Annotated in this window: 12 protein-coding genes and 1 tRNA gene; 9 read left to right on the plus strand and 4 right to left on the minus strand. The window is 66.7% G+C overall.

The window, feature by feature from the left end:
* Positions 1 to 51: 51 nt before the first annotated feature.
* Entirely contained in the window at positions 52 to 993 is a 942-nt protein-coding gene (locus ACCQ01_RS20295; RefSeq protein ID WP_228433088.1) for a DUF808 domain-containing protein, read from the minus strand.
* 214 nt (positions 994 to 1207) lie between these two features.
* Between ACCQ01_RS20295 and ACCQ01_RS20300 the strand changes: the two genes are divergently transcribed.
* Positions 1208 to 2932 carry an ABC1 kinase family protein gene (locus ACCQ01_RS20300; protein ID WP_011035657.1) on the plus strand — a complete coding sequence of 575 codons (1725 nt, stop codon included), beginning with the start codon at positions 1208 to 1210 and terminating at the stop codon, positions 2930 to 2932.
* 779 nt (positions 2933 to 3711) lie between these two features.
* Positions 3712 to 5820: a phosphoglycerol transferase I gene (locus tag ACCQ01_RS20305; protein WP_228433087.1), complete on the plus strand. Its 2109-nt coding sequence runs from the start codon at positions 3712 to 3714 to the stop codon at positions 5818 to 5820.
* A gap of 1033 nt (positions 5821 to 6853) precedes the next feature.
* Here ACCQ01_RS20305 and ACCQ01_RS20310 read toward each other — a convergent pair.
* The gene (locus tag ACCQ01_RS20310) at positions 6854 to 9277 is read right to left on the minus strand and encodes a DUF3772 domain-containing protein (RefSeq protein ID WP_323370332.1); all 2424 of its coding nucleotides are present in this window, start codon (positions 9275 to 9277) and stop codon (positions 6854 to 6856) included.
* A 593-nt stretch (positions 9278 to 9870) separates the two neighbouring features.
* Between ACCQ01_RS20310 and ACCQ01_RS20315 the strand changes: the two genes are divergently transcribed.
* Complete coding sequence (locus ACCQ01_RS20315; protein ID WP_040940458.1) at positions 9871 to 10212, plus strand: HPF/RaiA family ribosome-associated protein; 342 nt, start codon at positions 9871 to 9873, stop codon at positions 10210 to 10212.
* A gap of 130 nt (positions 10213 to 10342) precedes the next feature.
* On the opposite strand, the gene ACCQ01_RS20320 is transcribed toward ACCQ01_RS20315, so the two are convergent.
* Positions 10343 to 10419, minus strand: a tRNA-Arg gene (locus ACCQ01_RS20320).
* Positions 10420 to 10685: 266 nt separating this feature from the next.
* Between ACCQ01_RS20320 and ubiA the strand changes: the two genes are divergently transcribed.
* Positions 10686 to 11591, plus strand: coding sequence for a 4-hydroxybenzoate octaprenyltransferase (gene ubiA / locus ACCQ01_RS20325; RefSeq protein ID WP_228433086.1), 906 nt, complete (start codon positions 10686 to 10688; stop codon positions 11589 to 11591).
* Positions 11592 to 11983: 392 nt separating this feature from the next.
* On the opposite strand, the gene ACCQ01_RS20330 is transcribed toward ubiA, so the two are convergent.
* Positions 11984 to 12709 (minus strand): ComF family protein, encoded by a 726-nt coding sequence (locus ACCQ01_RS20330; RefSeq protein ID WP_228424947.1) that lies wholly within the window; start codon positions 12707 to 12709, stop codon positions 11984 to 11986.
* A 49-nt stretch (positions 12710 to 12758) separates the two neighbouring features.
* Between ACCQ01_RS20330 and bioB the strand changes: the two genes are divergently transcribed.
* The 5 genes from bioB to ACCQ01_RS20355 all read left to right on the plus strand — a co-directional run bounded on the left by bioB (position 12759) and on the right by ACCQ01_RS20355 (position 17796).
* Complete coding sequence (bioB, locus tag ACCQ01_RS20335) at positions 12759 to 13793, plus strand: biotin synthase BioB (protein ID WP_228433085.1); 1035 nt, start codon at positions 12759 to 12761, stop codon at positions 13791 to 13793.
* A 99-nt stretch (positions 13794 to 13892) separates the two neighbouring features.
* Positions 13893 to 15098 (plus strand): 8-amino-7-oxononanoate synthase, encoded by a 1206-nt coding sequence (gene bioF / locus ACCQ01_RS20340; protein ID WP_228433084.1) that lies wholly within the window; start codon positions 13893 to 13895, stop codon positions 15096 to 15098.
* 2 nt (positions 15099 to 15100) lie between these two features.
* On the plus strand, positions 15101 to 15466 hold the full coding sequence (locus ACCQ01_RS20345) for a DUF7079 family protein (protein WP_228433083.1): 366 nt from the start codon (positions 15101 to 15103) through the stop codon (positions 15464 to 15466).
* A 31-nt stretch (positions 15467 to 15497) separates the two neighbouring features.
* The gene (gene bioH / locus ACCQ01_RS20350) at positions 15498 to 16259 is read left to right on the plus strand and encodes a pimeloyl-ACP methyl ester esterase BioH (protein WP_228418769.1); all 762 of its coding nucleotides are present in this window, start codon (positions 15498 to 15500) and stop codon (positions 16257 to 16259) included.
* A 754-nt stretch (positions 16260 to 17013) separates the two neighbouring features.
* Positions 17014 to 17796 (plus strand): SDR family oxidoreductase, encoded by a 783-nt coding sequence (locus ACCQ01_RS20355; protein WP_228433082.1) that lies wholly within the window; start codon positions 17014 to 17016, stop codon positions 17794 to 17796.
* The last annotated feature ends 11 nt before the right edge of the window (positions 17797 to 17807 follow it).

The raw sequence follows: 17807 nt of genomic DNA on the forward strand, positions 1-17807 counted from the left end.
GCGTGCCGGCAATAGCCAGCACGCCGCCCAGTCGCTTAGGGCGCGGCTCGCTTAGTGCGCAGCCTTGTTGCCGCGCAGCTTCTGAAACCCGGTCACCGCCGCCAGCACCACCGCACCGGCCACCACGCCCACCAGCATGTTGCCCAGCGCCTCCACCAGCCAGCCCAGGCTGCCGGAGGCCTTGGCCAGGTCCATCACCAGGTGGTGCAGCACCGGGATGTTGTGCACCAGGATGCCGCCGCCGACCAGGAACATCGCCAGCGTGCCGGCCACCGACAGGAACTTCATCAGCCACGGCGCCGCCACCAGGATGCCGCGGCCCAGGGCCGCCAGCGCCGCGCCATTCTTGCTAAGGTACAGCCCCAGGTCGTCGAGCTTCACGATGCCGGCCACCAGGCCGTAGACGCCGATGGTCATCGCCAGCGCAATCGCCACCAGCACGGCCACCTGCTGGCCGAACGACACGCCCGCCACCACGCCCAGCGACAGCACGATGATTTCGGCCGACAGGATGAAGTCGGTGCGGATCGCGCCCTTGACCTTGTCCTTTTCCAGCGCCACCACGTCCACCGCCTCGTCGGCCAGCACCCGGGTGCGCTCGGCATGCCGCTGCGCGTCTTCTTCTTCGCTATGCAGGAACTTGTGCGCCAGCTTCTCCACGCCTTCGAAACACAGGTAGGCGCCGCCGATCATCATCAGCGGCATCACCAGCGGCACGTTGTAGCCGCGCCCGCGCAGCCAGGCCTCCAGCGCGCTGATCGCCAGCGCCGCCGGGACCAGGATCACCTTGTTCACCAGCGAGCCCTTGGCCACCGCCCACACCACCGGTAGCTCGCGGTCGGCGGTGACGCCGGTGACCTGCTGCGCGTTGAGCGCCAGATCGTCGCCCAGCACGCCGGCCGTCTTCTTGGCCGCCACCTTGGTGAGGATGGACACGTCGTCCAGCAGCGTGGCGATGTCGTCGAGCAGGGTAAACAGGCTGGCACCGGCCATGCGGAGGTCCTTCTTGGGTGGGCGTGAATTCTCGCCGATCCTGCGCGCCGATGGGGTGACGGCTGCACCAGGGTGCTGGCGAGACACCGCGGGGCACTGGCAGCGCGCGCCGCCGGCAGCAGCGGCACGCCCACCCCGTTCGCAGGCCCGGGCGCGGATTCACCACGCGACGACCCGGCGCTGGCCACACTCGGGCGCTCAACACCACCCGGAGATGGCCTTGAGCCCCAACGACCCGCACCGCACACCGGCTCAGGCCACGCACCCGGCCGACAACGCCGTGGTCGGCGGCATGAGCCGACGGACGCAGATCCTGCGCCTGTTGCTGCGGTACCGCGGGTCGGGCGTGTTTGCCGGCATGAGCCTGGACCCGGCGGCGGTCAATGAATACGAAGTGCCCGCAGAAGGCACGCCGGACCAGTTCGTCGCCGACCTGGAAGCGCTGGGCCCCACCTTCGTCAAACTCGGCCAGATGCTCTCCACCCGCCCGGACATCGTGCCGCCGGAGTTCGCCACCGCGCTGGAGCGCATGCAGGAGAACACCAGCTCGGTGCCGGTGGAGCGCATCCGCCAGATCATCGAAGAAGAGCTCGGCGTGGCGGTCAACAAGGCGTTCTCGCATTTCGACCCGGTGCCGCTGGGCTGCGCCTCGCTGGCGCAGGTGCATCGCGCCGCCCTGCGTGACGGCACGCCGGTGGCGATCAAGGTGCAAAAGCCCGAGGTCGCCGCGCAGGTGCGCTCGGACCTGGACGTGCTCAAGAGCTTCGCCAACGCCGCCGACCGCCTCACCGGCATCGGCCGGCGGGTGCGCTTTGCCGACTGGCTGGGCGAATTCGGCAAGACCCTGCGCGCCGAACTCAACTACGAAGCCGAGGCCGAGACCCTGGTGCGTTTTGGCGAACACCTCAAGCCGTTCCCCTTGCTGTGGGTGCCGCAACCGGTGTGGGACCTCAGCAGCCGCAAGGTGCTGACCATGCAGCTGGCCGAAGGCGTGCGCGTGGACAAGATCTCCGGCCTTCGCCGCACCGAGCAGCCGATGGACGAGCTGGCTGCGGCCCTGGTCAAGGGCTACCTGGACCAGATGTTCGTGCATGGCGAAATCCATGCCGACCCGCACCCGGGCAACCTGCGCGTGATGCCCGACGGCCGCCTGGCCATCTTCGACCTGGGCATGGTGGCGCACGTGCCACCGCGCCTGCGCGAGCGCCTGCTCAAATTGCTGTTTGCCGCCGTGGACGGCCGTGGCGAAGAAGTCGCCGAGGAAACCATCGCACTCAGCACGCGCCTGGAGGACTACGACGAGGAGCGCTACCTGCGCGAAACCGGGCAGATGATTGCCCGCTACGCCGCCCACGACGCCACCTCCGAGGGCCGCGTGGTGCTGGACCTGGTGCGCATTGCCACCGCCACCGGCCTGCGCACCCCGCCGGAGCTGAGCCTGCTCGGCAAGACCCTGCTGAACCTGGAAGGCGTGTGCCGCGCGCTGTCGCCGGCACTGGACACCCGCCGCATCGTCGAGCGCCACCTGCAGCACGTGATGCGCGCGCGCCTGAAGAAGTCGATGTCGGCGGCCAACCTGGCCAGCGAAGCCATGGAATTGCAGCACCTGCTGCGCGAAGGCCCGCGCCGCATGTCCGACATCCTCTCGCTGGTGGCCGAAAACCGCATGCAGATGCGGGTGACCGGGCTGGAAGAGTCGCACCTGATGGAAAGCCTGCAGAAGATCGCCAACCGTGTCGCCGCCGGCATCGTCACCGCCGCGCTGATCATGGCTTCTTCGCAGATGATGCGGATCGAGACCGGCCTCAAGCTGTGGGGCTACCCGGCGATCGCGATGGTGCTGTTCCTGCTCGGCGTGTTCCTGGGCCTGGGTATCGTGCTCAGTGCGCTGGTCTTCGACCGCCGCGTGCGCGCACGTGAGGAACGTGGGCACCGGTAAGGCGGGATCGTTGGTGCCTGCTGCTTGTGCGCGTGTTCTTCGTTAGGCGTTCGATGGCGCATGCGGGCGGGGTGGCGGTGGCGTTGAAGTCAAAGGTGTCTGCACGCCGGCGTCGTGGTTGCCTGCATGGATCTCGCTTGCGACATCATTGAAGAGCATGAAGCGGCCATGGTGCATCTGGTTGGCGACAAGCGCCGGTGCCAGCCTGATTGCAAGTTGATCGGTTGATCGGTTGATCGGTTGATCGGTTGATCGGCGCCGTCGATGATTTCTCGCTATCGCGCCACAGCGCAATGAACGCGTGCTTTCAACCGCACGCGCCTGGATTGACCTTGGCCAACGCACCGAACACACGCGCAGCCGCGCGAGTATTCGAAGATGCCCCCCGGGACAGCGGTGCCACGAACACCAGGCGCACTTGCTGCCTAGTGCTCGATGTCCCACAGCAATCCTCGCCGCGCCGCAACCAGTCTTTCTCCAGACAACGATTAGCTCCCCACGCGTTTTTAGAGCGGGCAGAACCGCGCCAATACGCCCGCATAGCGCAGCGTGCGCAGGGCGCCCCCGCGTCCACACGCGCTTCGGCGAGAAAGCAGCCCACCTGGCAAAGCAGCGCGCACAGTGGCCGCAGCACTACATCAGGGTCCTCAACAAACATTTCAGTCAGCTTTGTCGCGGCATAGTCCGTCATCCCGGTGTCACATTTCGCGTGAAACCCAAGGACACGGCGAGCAAAGCGTGCGGTGCGTGCTCGCCTCTTTCCCCCACGGACGCTGCACATGCATTGGATTTTGGCGCTGTCGTTGTTGCTGTTGCTCTGGTTGCTGGTGGCGTCGCCGCGTCTGGCGTGGCTGAAAGCTGGGCTGCTGTCGTTGTTGTTGCTGTTGCTCAGCGCATGGGGCCTGGTTGATCGGCTCAGTGGCGACGGCATCAATGCCGCAACGCTCTACCACCTGCGCGCCGACATGGACGGCGCCGGCGTCAGCGATTTTTCCGGCTATATCGCCGTGTTTATCGGCATGGTGCTGCTCTCGCTCAGCCCACTGGTGCTGTTGCGGGTGCACCGTTTCCGGCGCCCGCGTGGCGGCGGTGCGGTGTTCGGTGCGTTCGTGGTGATGCTATTGGTCAGCGTGGCAGTCAGCCCGCTGTATCGCGATGGCAAGCGGCTGTACTACCAGTTGCGCCCGGTCGATTACGCCACCGTGGTGCCGGAATACCAGGTGCCGCAGCAGCCGCTGCAAAAGCGCAAGAATATCGTCTGGATCTATGGCGAAAGCCTGGAGCGCACCTACTTCGATGAGGCGACGTTTCCCGGCTTGATGCCCAACCTGCGCCAGCTCGCCACCGAAGCAGTGGACGTGCGCAACCTCACCTCCACCGAAGGCAGCGGCTGGACCATTGCCGGCATGGTCGCCTCAATGTGCGGCGTGCCGCTGACCACTGCCCCAGGTGATGAGAACAGCATGGGGCGCATGGGCCTGTTCCTGCCCGAGGCGCGTTGCCTGGGCGACTATCTCAAGGACCAGGGCTACCGCAATCACTACGTGGGCGGCGCCGATGCCAGCTTCGCCGGCAAGGGCAGCTTTCTGGCCAGCCACGGCTTCGACGTGGTGCACGACGTGAATTACTTCCACGACAAGGGCGTGGCACCGAAGCATTTCTCCGCATGGGGCGTGCACGACGATGTCTTGCTCGACGATGCCTGGGAGAGCTTCCAGACGCTCTCGCGCGCCGGCCAGCCGTTCATGCTCACCACCTTGACCATGGACACCCATCACCCTGCCGGCCACCTGCCGCTGGCGTGCAAGAACCAGCGCTACGAGAGCCCGCTGGGTGACATCGGGCTACTGCATGCCATCAAGTGCAGCGACCGGCTGATTGGCGAGCTGGTCACGCGCATCCGCAACAGCCGCTATGGCCGCAACACCATCATCGTGATCGCCTCCGATCACCTGGCCATGCCCAACGATCTCAGCGACGTGCTGGCCAAGCAAAAACGCGAAAACCTGCTGCTGTTCCTCGGCAAGGACATTCCGCCGCAACAGGTGGTCACGCGCGCCGGCAGCACCCTGGATTCGGGCGCCACGCTGCTGCAATTGCTGGAACCAGGCATGCGCACGCTGGGCTTCGGCCGCTCGCTGCTGGCCAATGACACCCCGCCAAGTGCCAGCGTTGCCGCCAGCCGTGACAGCGGCAAGGACTACCCGCGTTATCTGGCTTATGCACGCACGTTGTGGACCGGGCGCAGCACGCGCATGTTGCGTGTCAACGGCAATGGCGATGTAGTGGTAGGCGTGCAGCAGGTGCGCCCGCCGGTGCTGCTGGAATACGACGACGACACCAACCTCAAGACGGTGTATCTGGAAAACACCTCGCGCCAGTTCGACCGCACCCACAGCGACGGCACGCTGGCCTATGTGGACCGCTGCACCGCCTTCGAAGACGGTTCGGCTGATGGCGACTGGTGTGCGCTGGTGGTGGATCGCAATCAGTACATGAAGCTGTACCGCGACTCCGACCTCACCCGCGGCATCGCCGTGGATGCGCCGCTGGATGTCACCCCGCAAGCGCCGCGCCCGCGCGTGCGTCAGCCGATCATGCTCACCCAGGCCGCGCGCAAGACCGAGGCCGGGCGCTACATGCTCGAGCTCTACGCCAAGCGCCGCCCAACCCGCGCGTTCTGGGTCGAAGCCGTGTCGTCCGAACGCAAGGTAGTGCTGGCCCAGCAATGGGTGGTGCCCGACGCCTCCGGTCGCATCCGCATGCCGGTGGGCCTGGAGCATGCAGTCGAGGATCTGGAGATCCGCGCCTGGCTGGACTACACCGAAGAGGTGAGCGTGGACGACCTGGCATTGGTCAAGGACACCGCGGTTGCGGATCGCTCCTGATCGGGTCTCTGCACGGCTAGCGGGCGTTGCTGTTGCTTGCTGCGGCATGTAGCACGCAGGCCTGCAGGTTCCGAGGCGGTGTCCTCACGGCGTGCGGGGCATTGAGGCGACACCAGCGCCGGCACCTGGGTTTCCATGGATGCATTCGCGGCAAGATCTTGAAGTGGCATGCCCGTTGCGCGCTCGACCAAGCTGGCGTGGCGTGTGCGGCATCGGAGTTGGCGATGCTGTCGGCTTCACTGCGCATTGAACGCCAGCAGCTAAAGCCAGTCGTTCTGGTTTGAAAAAGGCGGTGTGGATGAGGCAACGCCGGAGCCGGAGCGGACACCAAAGCCAAGCATGTGTTCTGCGGCCTGGCTGCAGGGCCCTCGCCCGCCCACCGGCGCGGGACCTTATGCGGCATGGATGCCGCACAAGAGCCTCCATGGACGGATTCACGGCGTGTCCCGCGCCGGTGGGCGGGCAAGGAACAGTGGGGATGATCGGTGTGCATGGCACAAGCAGTGTTTGATGCACTCTGTTCGATAGTGGTTGGCCGGTTCAACTTCGGATGCATGTTGCGACCGCCGCTTTTCAGGTGACCACCGACCAACTCTCCGGCGCGGTGTCCTCACCGTTTGAGCGACCCTTGGCATGGATGCCGCTAAGGAGCGTCCATGGACGGATTCACGGCGTGTCCCGGAAGCGGTGAGGGCACCGCGCACTCAGCAGATCAGACGGTTGATCCAGGCAGTCGACCGCGCCTAAACGCGCGGCGCTTCAAATCCCGGTCGTCCTATGTGTGAAGCCAGCGGCGATTCGTTATTCCGGCTCCTCGACGGAACGGAGAGACGGTGAGCGACACGCGGCGTGACCGGATAGGTAACGACTCGCGCGGCGCTCGTCGTCACGTTAGATGCATCGTAAGCGCCGAGGCAACCGCACCTGCCGCCCACCCGGCCTGGAACATGCAGATGACGCGCCGCAGCCGGTGCATTCCCCGCGCCATCCACCGCGCTGGCGCATTACCAGCGCACCACACGCTCACGCCAGCTCAGCCTTCCGAAGCAGGCGTGGCATCGCCCGCCTCGCGCGCCACCGCTGCACCCGCACGGCTGAAGCGGATTTCCTGCGGCGATTGCAGCGCAATACCGGCAGTGTCCATGCGCTGCAGCAACGCAAAGAACAGTTCGCTGCGCACGCCGTACGAATCGCGCGGGCTGCGCACATAGGCAAACGAATTGAAGTTGACATGGCCGCCGGCCAGCGAGTCGATGAACACCACCGGCGCAGGCTCGGCCAGCACCTTGGTGTGCTCGGCAAACAACTCCAGCAGCATGTCGCGCACCTTGGCCACATCGGTTTCCAGCGGCACCGAGAACTGCAACTGCACCCGGCCCAACGGATTGGACAAGGTCATGTTGCGCACGCTCTTGGTGATCAATTCCGAGTTGGGCACGATCAGCGTGGAGCGGTCGCCGACCTGGATCTCGGTGGCGCGCACGCTGATCTTGCGCACATCGCCTTCCTGGTCGCCAATGCGCACCCAATCGCCAATCTTCACCGGCCGCTCGGCCAGCAGGATCAGGCCCGACACAAAGTTCTGCGTGATCGCCTGTAAACCAAACCCGATACCCACCGACAACGCGCTCAGCACCAGCGCCAACCGCTTCAGGTCCAGGCCCAGCGCAGTCAGGCCCCACACCACCACGATCAACCAGCCCAGATAGCGCGCCACCGTGCTGATGGAATTACGTGCGCCGGCATCGAGTTCGGTCTTGGGCAGATAGGTGTTGAGCAACCACTGCTGCACCACATGCACCACCCCCATGCCCAGCAGGAACACGCACAGCGCCCGGAACACATCGCCGGGGGTGATCACCAGCTCTTTGCCGATGTTGATGCCGTGGGTGATGTTCTCCGCCCAGTCGGCCACCACGCTGAGATTTGCGCCATACGGCGTCAGCAGCAACGCGATGCCCAACAGCACCAGCACCACGCGGGCCGCCGCCGAGATCAGCAATCCAAGCTGCACCAGGCGTCCACTGCCGATGCTGAGCGCGTGCGCGAGCGCGCGGCTGAAACGGCCATCGGGCTTGAACAGCCAGGTCATCAGATCGTCGGCGAACACCACCAGCAAGCCGAGCAGGCTGCAGACCAGGGTGATCCAGATGATCTGCCGCTCCACGAACAACGCCAGATTGAGATAGCCGAACAAGGCGGCGATCAGCGCAAAGATCACCGCCAGATGCCCGAGCAGGCGGATCAGCACGATGAAGCCGCCGCCGCGCGAGACCACCGGTGGTGGCGCGTCGCTGTCGGGATCGACCACGCCCGCATTGGCCGCGTGCGCGCGCAACGACAGACTCAGGCCCGCCAGCGCCGACAAAATCAACCCCGCATACAGCAATGCCGCCACCGCATCGGTGGCTGTATTCAACGCCGGGCTGCTACCCGCCGCTTCGTTGATCTTGGACGCCATGCCGCTGCACCAGATCACCGCCGCGGTGGCCAGGCAATGCACGCGCAGCCGATCGACGGTGGCGTCATCCAGCGGGAACAACCGCCAGCTGGGTTGGTGCTTCATCAGCAGGCTGGCACTGAGCGAACCCACGAAGGCGGCCACCAGACTGACCGCGACAAAGCCGGTCAGCAACTGGTCCAGATCCTCTGCCACCTGGCCGAGCGAGCGGATACTTTCGACCAGCACGAACGCCGCGACTCCAAGCGTCAGCGTGCCGATCAGCAGGAACCACAACGCCAGCCCCGAGCGTCGCAGGCGCCCACCCGGCGCGCGCGAGGCGGCATAGCGCCGGCCCAGATGGCGCAGAAAGATGCGCAGCGGCAGCGCCAGCAACAACGCGATCACCACACCGGTGATCAGCCCGCCGACGCCATTGGCGGCGGTTCCGGCCTGCACCATCTGCACCGTCCTGGCCGACAACGCCTGCAGGCGCGCGCGATCGTCAGGCCACTGCTGCACAATCTGGTTCCAGAATGTCGGCGACAACGGCGAGGCGACGCGCGTTGAGAGCTGCACGCTGAAGCGTTGCACGCGTTCGCGTTCGAGCCGATCGGCCAGGTCCTTGGCATCGGAGACCAACAGCATGGCGCGCTTGGATTCGGCATCCAACCCATCGCGTTCTTTGGTCAACGACTCACGTTGCTTGGTCAGGTCTCTTGGCTCGCCTTCTTGCTTGACGCCAAGCGCCTCCAGCCGCACGTTGAGTTCCTTCAGCGGCGGATCCAACGTGCGCACCAGATCCTGCGCCTGCCGCTGCGCGCCGGTGACCTCATCGGTCAGCTTGCCGAGCTGATCCTTATCGGCCTTGTCCAGCCCCGCTTCGGCCTGCTTGAGAACCTTCTGCATGCTGTCGAGTTGGGCCTGCGCATTTTCCTGCAGCGTGTCCTCGTCCTGCGCCACCGCAGCACCCATGCAAACCATCCACAGGGCCACCAGCAACAGCAGACGCCGCACGACGCCGCGATGGGCAGTTGGAACCAATCGAAATTCAGACACGGGCAGGTATCGGGCAGGCGCGGACGGTGCGCCGAGCCCGCAATCTTAAGCCACCGCCCGGAGCGGTTCCGGCCATTCGGCTCACGCCGGCCGCGCCGATTCAGCGATGAGTGCGCCCACCAGCGGAAACCATTGGGAGCCGCAGTGCACGTAGTGGGCCCATTGGCCAGCGGACCGACCGGGTCGGATAGCCCAGCGAGCGGTGTGCATGTCGAGACCGTGTCCAGGGCGATGAGCCACGTGAGCCGAAGACAGTCCACGTTCGAGTTGAGCATGTGATCGAAGCCAGACAGGCTCACGTAGGCGAATGTGGGGTGCGCGCAATGGCGAGCAGCTAGGGACGACAGGCGAGTCGCCGACACACGCATCCTCGCCAGTCAGCACGCCCTGGCGCGCCTGGGCATCCAGTCCCCAACCACATGGCTCTGCGACGCCAGCCAACCAGCGCATGAACGTCGGCGCCGGGCTGTCACCTCGTGCCAACAGTTGGCTGTCGCAGAATCGAATCACCGCTGCGGCAGACGCAGCGGATGACCGCGAAGGAGACTCCTATGCAGATCCAGATCCAGACCGACAACCACGTGCCGCATGACCCCTCCGTTGTGCAGCACGTCGAGAAGACCTGTGCCGCGCAGTTGGCGCACTTTGCCCACGACATCACCCGCGTGGAAGTGCATTTGCGCGACGAGAACGGTCAGCGTGGCGGTGCGGCGGATCGGACCTGCAGCATCGAGGCGCATGTCGCCGGCCTGCCGCCCATCGCCGCCAGCAACAGCGCCGAAACCACCGCGTCTGCGGTCACCGGCGCGGCCCGCAAGCTGCGCAGCGCCATCGAAAGCGCGCGTGGCAAGCAGCAGGCCAAGGCGACCGCTCCGGCGCCAGACCCCTTATAAGGCCCCACAGGGCGGGCACGCCCGCCCTGTGGCAGCCATGGCCCCGCACATCGCGTGGCCGCGCATCCCCTGAAAACGCGATCGGCCCGTTTGCAATGGCAGTGCCATCACAAACGGGCCGACTCATATCTGGTGCGCCCGGAGGGATTCGAACCCCCGACCAATGGCTTCGGAAGCCACTACTCTATCCGGCTGAGCTACGAGCGCCTGGCCGCGCATTATGCCAGAACCGGCGCCATGCGCGTGATCCCCTGGGCCGTGGCCTGCTTCCCGGCGCGCATCCCTCCGCGCATACCAGCCGAACGCGCATCCTCGTCTATCCGCGCGGTCGCAAAGATGGGGCGATCCCTCCAGCACTGCAGCGCCGCGCACCTGAAAACCCACCTCAAAAGCGCGCCCAACCACAGCCAACAGCGACGTCCCTACCGTCAAGCGCATGACCGCGGCCGAGCGGCGCTGCTACCCTTTGCAGCATGAGCAAGCAAGGTTTCGAGAACGTGCCCACGGCGCCTGCGCTGACGTGGCCAGAGCGCCTGGGACAGTATTGGAAGTTGGTTCGTGGTGACCGCCCGATCGGCAGCCTGCTGCTGCTCTGGCCTACTTGGTGGGCGCTGTGGCTGGCGGCCGGAGGCCTGCCACCGTTGTGGACCTTGTTCGTGTTCACCGCTGGCGTCTGGCTGACCCGTTCGGCCGGCTGCGTGATCAACGACTACGCCGACCGCTGGCTGGATCCGCACGTGGAGCGCACCAAGTCGCGTCCGCTCGCCACCGGCGCGGTCTCCGGCCGCGAGGCGCTGTGGGTGTTCGTAGTGCTGATGCTGGTCGCCTTCGCGCTGGTGCTCAGCCTCAACTGGCTGACCGTAGCGCTGAGCGTGCCCGGCCTGTTTCTGGCGGCCAGCTACCCCTATCTGAAGCGCCACACCCATCTGCCGCAGGTGTACCTGGGCATGGCGTTCGGCTGGGGCATCCCGATGGCCTTCGCCGCCGTGCAGGGCAGCGTGCCGCTGCTGGCCTGGCTGCTATACGCCGCCAATATCCTCTGGGCCACGGCCTACGACACCTGGTATGCCATGGTCGACCGCGAGGACGACCTCCGCATGGGCAGCAAGTCCACCGCGATCCTGTTCGGCCGTTACGACCTGATCGCGCAAGGCATGCTCTACGCGCTGATGTTCGGGTCCCTGGTGCTGGTGGGCTTGCGCGCCGGCCTCAGCATCGCTTACTGGGCTGGGCTGGGCGTCGCAGCGCTGCTGGTGGCCTACGAATTCCACATCGCCCGCCACCGCGAACGCGGTCCCTGCTTCCGCGCCTTCCTGCATAACAACTGGGTAGGCCTGGCGATCTTCGTCGGCATCGCCGCGGCGCTGGCATTGCGCTAGCGGGCAGATGCGGCAATCGCGTCGCGCGTTACGCCCGGGGCGCGAAGACAGTGGTTGCGCGCCACTGGTGCGCGCCTTGGAGCGTCCGCGCGGCAAACGCAGGCCGGAGCGCGAAAGGTGCTTTGGTTACGGCATGGCTCCACCCGTCAGGCGCCGGCTTCGGCGGGATGCGACAGCGCGCCCGGAAATCGGCTATTCGGCTTGGTCAGACATCCTCTGTCTGACCAAGCCGCGACACATCCATGTGCCGCGCTGCGCCAATCCCCGGGCGCGCTGTCGCCTCGGCACGTTGTTGTCATTACACCGATAGCAGCGCAACTGGATGACCCGTGCCGACAACCTTGCTGACCAAGTCTCATGACGCAACGCTACAAGGCGCGAGCCACCACCCCTCACGGCACCCGCGCGCAGACCCAGGCGTCCACGCGCTGCACACCGGCGCGCCGCAACGCCTGTGCGGCTGCATGCAAGGTGGCGCCCGTGGTCATGACGTCGTCCACCAGCGCCACATGGATGGGCAGCGGCCCACGCGCCAGAAACGCATCGCGCAGATTGCGCTGGCGCTCGTCGGCATCCAGTTCGGACTGTGGCGCGGTGGCGCGTACGCGGCGCAACAGCGGCAGGCAGGGCAGCTGCAGTGCGCGGCCCAGCGGCCGGGCCAACTCCAGCGCCTGGTCGTACCCGCGCTGGCGTAGCCGCTGCCGGTGCAGGCTCACCGGCACCAGTGCCTGTGGCCGCGGCAAGGCGGCACAGCGCGCGGCCATCAACTCGCTCAGCACCCGTCCGGCCGCCAGATCCTGATGGAACTTGAAGCGTCGCAGCAGCCCGTCGACCGGCCAGCGATAGGTGAAGCAGGCATATGCGCGCTGCAGCGGCGGCGGGTGCTGCAGGCACTGGCCGCACAGTGGCAGCCCGGCAGCGGCAAACAACGGCGTGGCGCAGCATACGCAGGCAGTGCCGTGGTCAGGCAGCGCCGCCCGGCAGGATGGGCACAGGTCGCAATCGTCGGTGCCCGACTCCGCGCACACCAGGCACAGCGACGGCAGCAGCAACCGCAGCAGCCGTTGTGGCCACCTGTAAACCGAATGCGGATACGTGAAGTTGACAGCCTCGTCCATGCTCACCAGACTGCCTGGCTTCCAAGCCGCTGACTGTCAGGAAACCCCGATGTCCGTTGTCGTCTGCCATGACTGGGATCGCAAAGAACTGCATGCGCTGTTCGCGCTGCCGTTTCCCGAGCTGCTGCATCGCGCCGCCAGCGTGCACCGTGCCCACTTCGACCCAGCCGAGGTGCAGGTCTCCACGCTGCTGTCGGTCAAGACCGGCGGCTGCCCGGAAGACTGCGCCTACTGCCCGCAGGCGCAGCGCTACGACACCGGGGTGAGCGCGCAAAAACTGATGGATACCGAAGACGTGGTGGCCAAGGCCCGCCAGGCCAAGGCGGCCGGCGCCTCGCGCTTCTGCATGGGTGCGGCGTGGCGCTCGCCCAAGGACCGCGACATCCCCAAGGTGGCCGCGATGATCCGCGAGGTCAAGGCGATGGGCCTGGAAACCTGCGCCACCCTGGGCATGCTCGACGCCGGCCAGGCGCGCGCGCTCAAGGACGCCGGGCTGGACTACTACAACCACAATCTGGACACCGCGCCGGATTACTACGATTCGATCATCCACACCCGCCAGTACCAGGACCGCCTGAACACCCTGGAGCACGTGCGCGATGTGGGCTTGAAGACCTGCTGCGGCGGCATCGTCGGCATGGGCGAAACCCGCGAGCACCGCGTCGGCCTGTTGCATGCGCTGGCCACGTTGCCCGCGCACCCGGACTCGGTGCCGATCAACCAGCTGGTGCAGGTTCCCGGCACTCCGTTGCACGGCACCGAGCCACTGGATGCATTCGAGTTCGTGCGCATGATCGCGGTGGCGCGCATCGCCATGCCCAAGTCGATGGTGCGCCTGTCCGCCGGCCGCGAGGCGATGAGCGACGAACTGCAGGCGCTGTGCTTCCTGGCCGGTGCCAACTCGATCTTCTACGGCGAAAAGCTGCTCACCACCGGCAACCCCGATACCGAGCGCGACCAGGCGTTGTTCCAGCGGCTGGGCTTGCGCCCGATGCAGATCACCGTCGACGCCGCCGAGCACGACCACCCCGGCACCGTGCATGCGGACATCACCTGCGGCGCCGCCTGCGAGCACGCGGCCTGACCGCATCAGCGCCCAGCTAGCACCGGCCGTCGGTGCCGGCTGGGCGCGCTGGGCCCGGCACGCTACGCTAGCGGCCCTCTTCCGCTGTCGACGAACACCATGGCTCGCCCCGATCTGCACGAACGGATTTCGTCGCTGCGCAAATTGCGCGTGGCCCAGGAGCGGGTGCGGGTGCGGCGGCAGGTGGGCCGCCGCGACGGCGTGCGCCTGGAAATCGATGGGCGCTGGCTGACCGGTTTCTGTTCCAACGATTACCTGGGGCTGTCGCAACAGTTCGAAGTGGTGGCCGCACTGCAGGATGCCGCCGCGCGCGATGGTGCCGGGGCGACTGCTTCGCATCTGATCTGCGGCCATCACACCGCGCACGAAACGCTGGAGCGCGACATCGCCGAATGGCTGGGCTATCCGTCGGCGCTGCTGTTCGGCAGTGGCTTCATCGCCAACCTGGCCGTGCAGCAGGCGCTGCTCAGCGAAGAAGACGATATCTGCGTGCAGGACCGGCTCAATCACGCCAGCCTGCTGGATGCTACGCGCCTGGCCGGCTGCCGGTTGCGCCGCTACCCGCACCTGGATGTGGAAGGCGCGATGCGCCAGCTCAAGGGCGCGCCGGAGGGCGCGGCAATGCTCGCCAGCGACGGTGTTTTCAGCATGGATGGCGACGTTGCGCCACTGCGTGCGCTGAGCCTGGTCGCGCGCATGCAGGAGGCCTTGTTCTATGTCGACGATGCGCACGGCGTGGGCGTGCTGGGGCCGCAGGGCCGCGGTTGCGTGGCCGATGCCGGGCTCGGCGTGGCCGAAGTGCCGCTGCAATTGGTCACCCTGGGCAAGGCCCTGGGCGGCTATGGCGCGGTGGTGGTGGGCGAAGAAGCGCTGATCCGCCATCTGGCCGAAACCGCGCGCCCGTACATCTACACCACCGCGCTGCCGCCCGCGCAGGTGGCCGCCACCCTGGCCGCCGTGCGCCTGGCGCGTCGCGACGATTGGCGCCGCACGCGGCTGACCGAACTGATCGGCACATTCCGCGATGGTGCTCGCCGGCACGGGTTCGAACTGATGGCCTCGGACACCCCGATCCAGCCATTGCTGTGTGGCGAAGAGGCCACCGTGATGGCGATGTCGGCGGCGCTGGAGCAAGCCGGCTTCATGGTCGGTGCAATCCGCCCGCCCACCGTGCCCGAAGGCAAAGCGCGGCTGCGGGTGACGTTGTCGGCGTTGCACACGCCGCAACAGGTGCAGACCCTGGTCGATGCCATCGTGCAGGCGCGCGATGTGGTCAGCCGCCAGCCGCAGCGCGCGCTGGCCTGAGCATGCACGCCCCGACGCCGGCGCAACGCCGTGTGTGGGAGGCAATGGCCGAGCTGTATCTGGATACCGCAGTCGATGACATGCACGCGGGCATCGTGCGCTGCCTGGCGGAGTCGCCGTTTTCGCTGGAACAGCTGCGCACGATGTTGCTGCACGACGTGCATCCGGTGCTGCGCAGCAATGTGTACAGCGTGGCCGGCGTGTGGGACGGCTTCGATCCGGCGTGGTTGAGCGCGGCCATCGCCGCACACCGTGCGCGTGCTTGGCGCTGGCCCGATCGCTGGTGCTGGCGCGGCTACGCACGTGCGCAGTGGCGTTGGCTTGGCCCACGCGTGGCCGCGTTGCGCGCCGAGGCAGCAGCTACCTGACCAAGCACGCGTGATCGGCGACACTACGCGCATGCATATCGACGTCATCGGCCACGGGCCGGCACTGGTTCTTCTGCACGGCTGGGCACTGCATGGCGGTGTGTTCGCGCCCTTGGTGGAGCGCCTGGCACCGCACTACCAACTGCATCTGGTGGACCTGCCCGGGCATGGCTTCAGCCACGACGACACTACGCCGCTGGCCTTGCCGCACGTGGTGGCCGCAATTGCCGCGGCCACGCCGCCGGCGGTCTGGGTGGGCTGGTCGTTGGGCGGCCTGTTCGCACTGCATGCGGCGGCCACCCAACCGCAGGTCCGCGCGCTGGCGATGATCGCCGCCACGCCACGCTTCGTGCGTGGCAATGACTGGCCCGATGCGGTGGAACGCGAGGTCTTCGTGCAATTCGGCCAGGATCTTGCGCGCGATTACCGCGGCACGCTCGACCGGTTTCTCGCCCTGGACACGCTGGGCTCGGCGCATGCGCGCAGCGAATTGCGCAGCCTGCGCGAGACGCTCACTGCGCGCGGCGAACCGGCAGCCAGCGCGCTGCAGGATGGCCTGGGCCTGCTGGAACGCACCGACCTGCGCCGCGCGCTGGCAGCGCTTGCGCGGCCCAGCCTGTGGATCGCCGGGCAACGCGACCGTCTGGTGCCGGCTGCCGGCATGCATGCCGCGGCTGCGCGCGCGCCACATGCACAGGCACTGACCATCGACGGCGGCGGACATGCACCGTTCCTGGGCCACGCCGACCAGGTGGCCGAGGCGTTGCACCGCTTTGTTGCAGCATTGCCCTGAGAGACTTGCACCGTGCGATGCGGCAGGAAGGTGCCTGCGCAGATGCATGGCAAAGGCTTCACGTCGGCCTGCGGCGTGTAGTGAGGATTCACTGGCCGCAAGCAATCGTGAGCTGCGTTGGATGGGGTGCGCTTCCGCTGACGCAGGCCTGAGCCTGCCCAGTACATCGATAACGCAATGCACGAGTGCTGCAGATGCAACTATCTCGTCAGCGTTTTCGGTGGCATGCCACCCAGGATCGCGCATGGCGCACTCATGCCTCTCCGCGCCACAGTGCGAATCGCACTGCACGCAGCACACTGTTTCTTTGTTTCCCGTCGCTATCGCCGGTCAGTGCAACAGCCTCTCGCGCCTGATCAACGCCAGCTACGTCTGCAGGGCCTGAGGACACGCGCTTGTACGCCGACAGCTGCCGTACACCGGGCTGTGCGTACGCGACCCACGCAGGCGTTTACTTCGCATCGAAGACATGCTGATCCCGGACGAGAAGACGGGTGCGCGCATCCTGCGCAGGGTGTGCGCCCGACTAACTACAACGCACACCCAAAATCGTGAGCCAATTCCGTCCTGGTGCCACGCGCCTCTGAGCCGCGGCAATCACGCATCACAGCAGCGTCTCACAGCCATTGCAGTCATCGCGAATCGCCACGCAATGCGAGACCACTCCTGGGACCACCGCCAGTCCGATCCACCACCACACGCCGTGCAGCCGCGATCACCGATCATGCGCATTCGTTGATTGAAGGAGCACCGCATGGATCTGGGAATCGCCGGGCGCTGGGCCTTGGTATGTGCCGCCAGCAGGGGCCTGGGACTGGGCTGCGCACAGGCGCTGGCACGCGAAGGCGCCAATGTCGTGATTGTCGCGCGTGGCCGCGAAGCATTGGAGCAGTCCGCTAGCAACTTGCGCGCCCTGCCCGGCGCGGGGGAAGTGCGCAGCGTCGTCGCCGACATCACCACCAGCGAAGGCCGTGCCGCGGCGCTGGCCGCCTGCCCGCAGGTCGATATCCTGATCAACAACGCCGGCGGGCCGCCGCCGGGCGATTTCCGTCAATGGGAACGCGCGGACTGGCTGCGTGCGCTCGACGCCAACATGCTGGCCCCGATCGAACTGATCCGCGCCACGGTCGATGCAATGCGCGCGCGGCGCTTCGGCCGCATCGTCAACATCACCTCCAGCGCGGTGAAAGCGCCGATCGACATCCTGGGCCTGTCCAACGGTGCGCGTGCCGGTCTCACCGGCTTTGTGGCCGGGGTGGCGCGCAGCACCGTGGCTGACAATGTCACCCTCAACAATCTGTTGCCGGGCCAGTTCGCTACCGACCGGCTGCGCGGCAACTTCGCCGTAATCGCCGAGCAACAAGGCACCAGCGCCGAGGCGGTGGCCGCGCACAAACGCGCCGGCATCCCGGCCGGGCGCTTTGGCGAGCCGGACGAATTCGGCGCGGCCTGCGCATTCCTGTGCAGTGCCCAGGCCGGCTACATCACCGGGCAGAACCTGCTGATCGACGGCGGCGCCTACCCGGGTACGTTTTGACGCCACTGGCG

The sequence above is a fragment of the Xanthomonas sp. NCPPB 4037 genome, assembly GCF_041475695.2.
Taxonomy (GTDB): domain Bacteria; phylum Pseudomonadota; class Gammaproteobacteria; order Xanthomonadales; family Xanthomonadaceae; genus Xanthomonas; species Xanthomonas campestris.

Coding starts and splice junctions, on each gene's coding strand:
- ACCQ01_RS20300 (WP_011035657.1), top strand. CDS start 1,208: ATGGCCTTGAGCCCCAACGACCCGCACCGCACACCGGCTCAGGCCACG.
- ubiA (WP_228433086.1), top strand. CDS start 10,686: ATGAGCAAGCAAGGTTTCGAGAACGTGCCCACGGCGCCTGCGCTGACG.
- ACCQ01_RS20345 (WP_228433083.1), top strand. CDS start 15,101: ATGCACGCCCCGACGCCGGCGCAACGCCGTGTGTGGGAGGCAATGGCC.
- bioF (WP_228433084.1), top strand. CDS start 13,893: ATGGCTCGCCCCGATCTGCACGAACGGATTTCGTCGCTGCGCAAATTG.
- ACCQ01_RS20315 (WP_040940458.1), top strand. CDS start 9,871: ATGCAGATCCAGATCCAGACCGACAACCACGTGCCGCATGACCCCTCC.
- ACCQ01_RS20355 (WP_228433082.1), top strand. CDS start 17,014: ATGGATCTGGGAATCGCCGGGCGCTGGGCCTTGGTATGTGCCGCCAGC.
- ACCQ01_RS20305 (WP_228433087.1), top strand. CDS start 3,712: ATGCATTGGATTTTGGCGCTGTCGTTGTTGCTGTTGCTCTGGTTGCTG.
- bioH (WP_228418769.1), top strand. CDS start 15,498: ATGCATATCGACGTCATCGGCCACGGGCCGGCACTGGTTCTTCTGCAC.
- bioB (WP_228433085.1), top strand. CDS start 12,759: ATGTCCGTTGTCGTCTGCCATGACTGGGATCGCAAAGAACTGCATGCG.
- ACCQ01_RS20330 (WP_228424947.1), bottom strand. CDS start 12,709: ATGGACGAGGCTGTCAACTTCACGTATCCGCATTCGGTTTACAGGTGG.
- ACCQ01_RS20295 (WP_228433088.1), bottom strand. CDS start 993: ATGGCCGGTGCCAGCCTGTTTACCCTGCTCGACGACATCGCCACGCTG.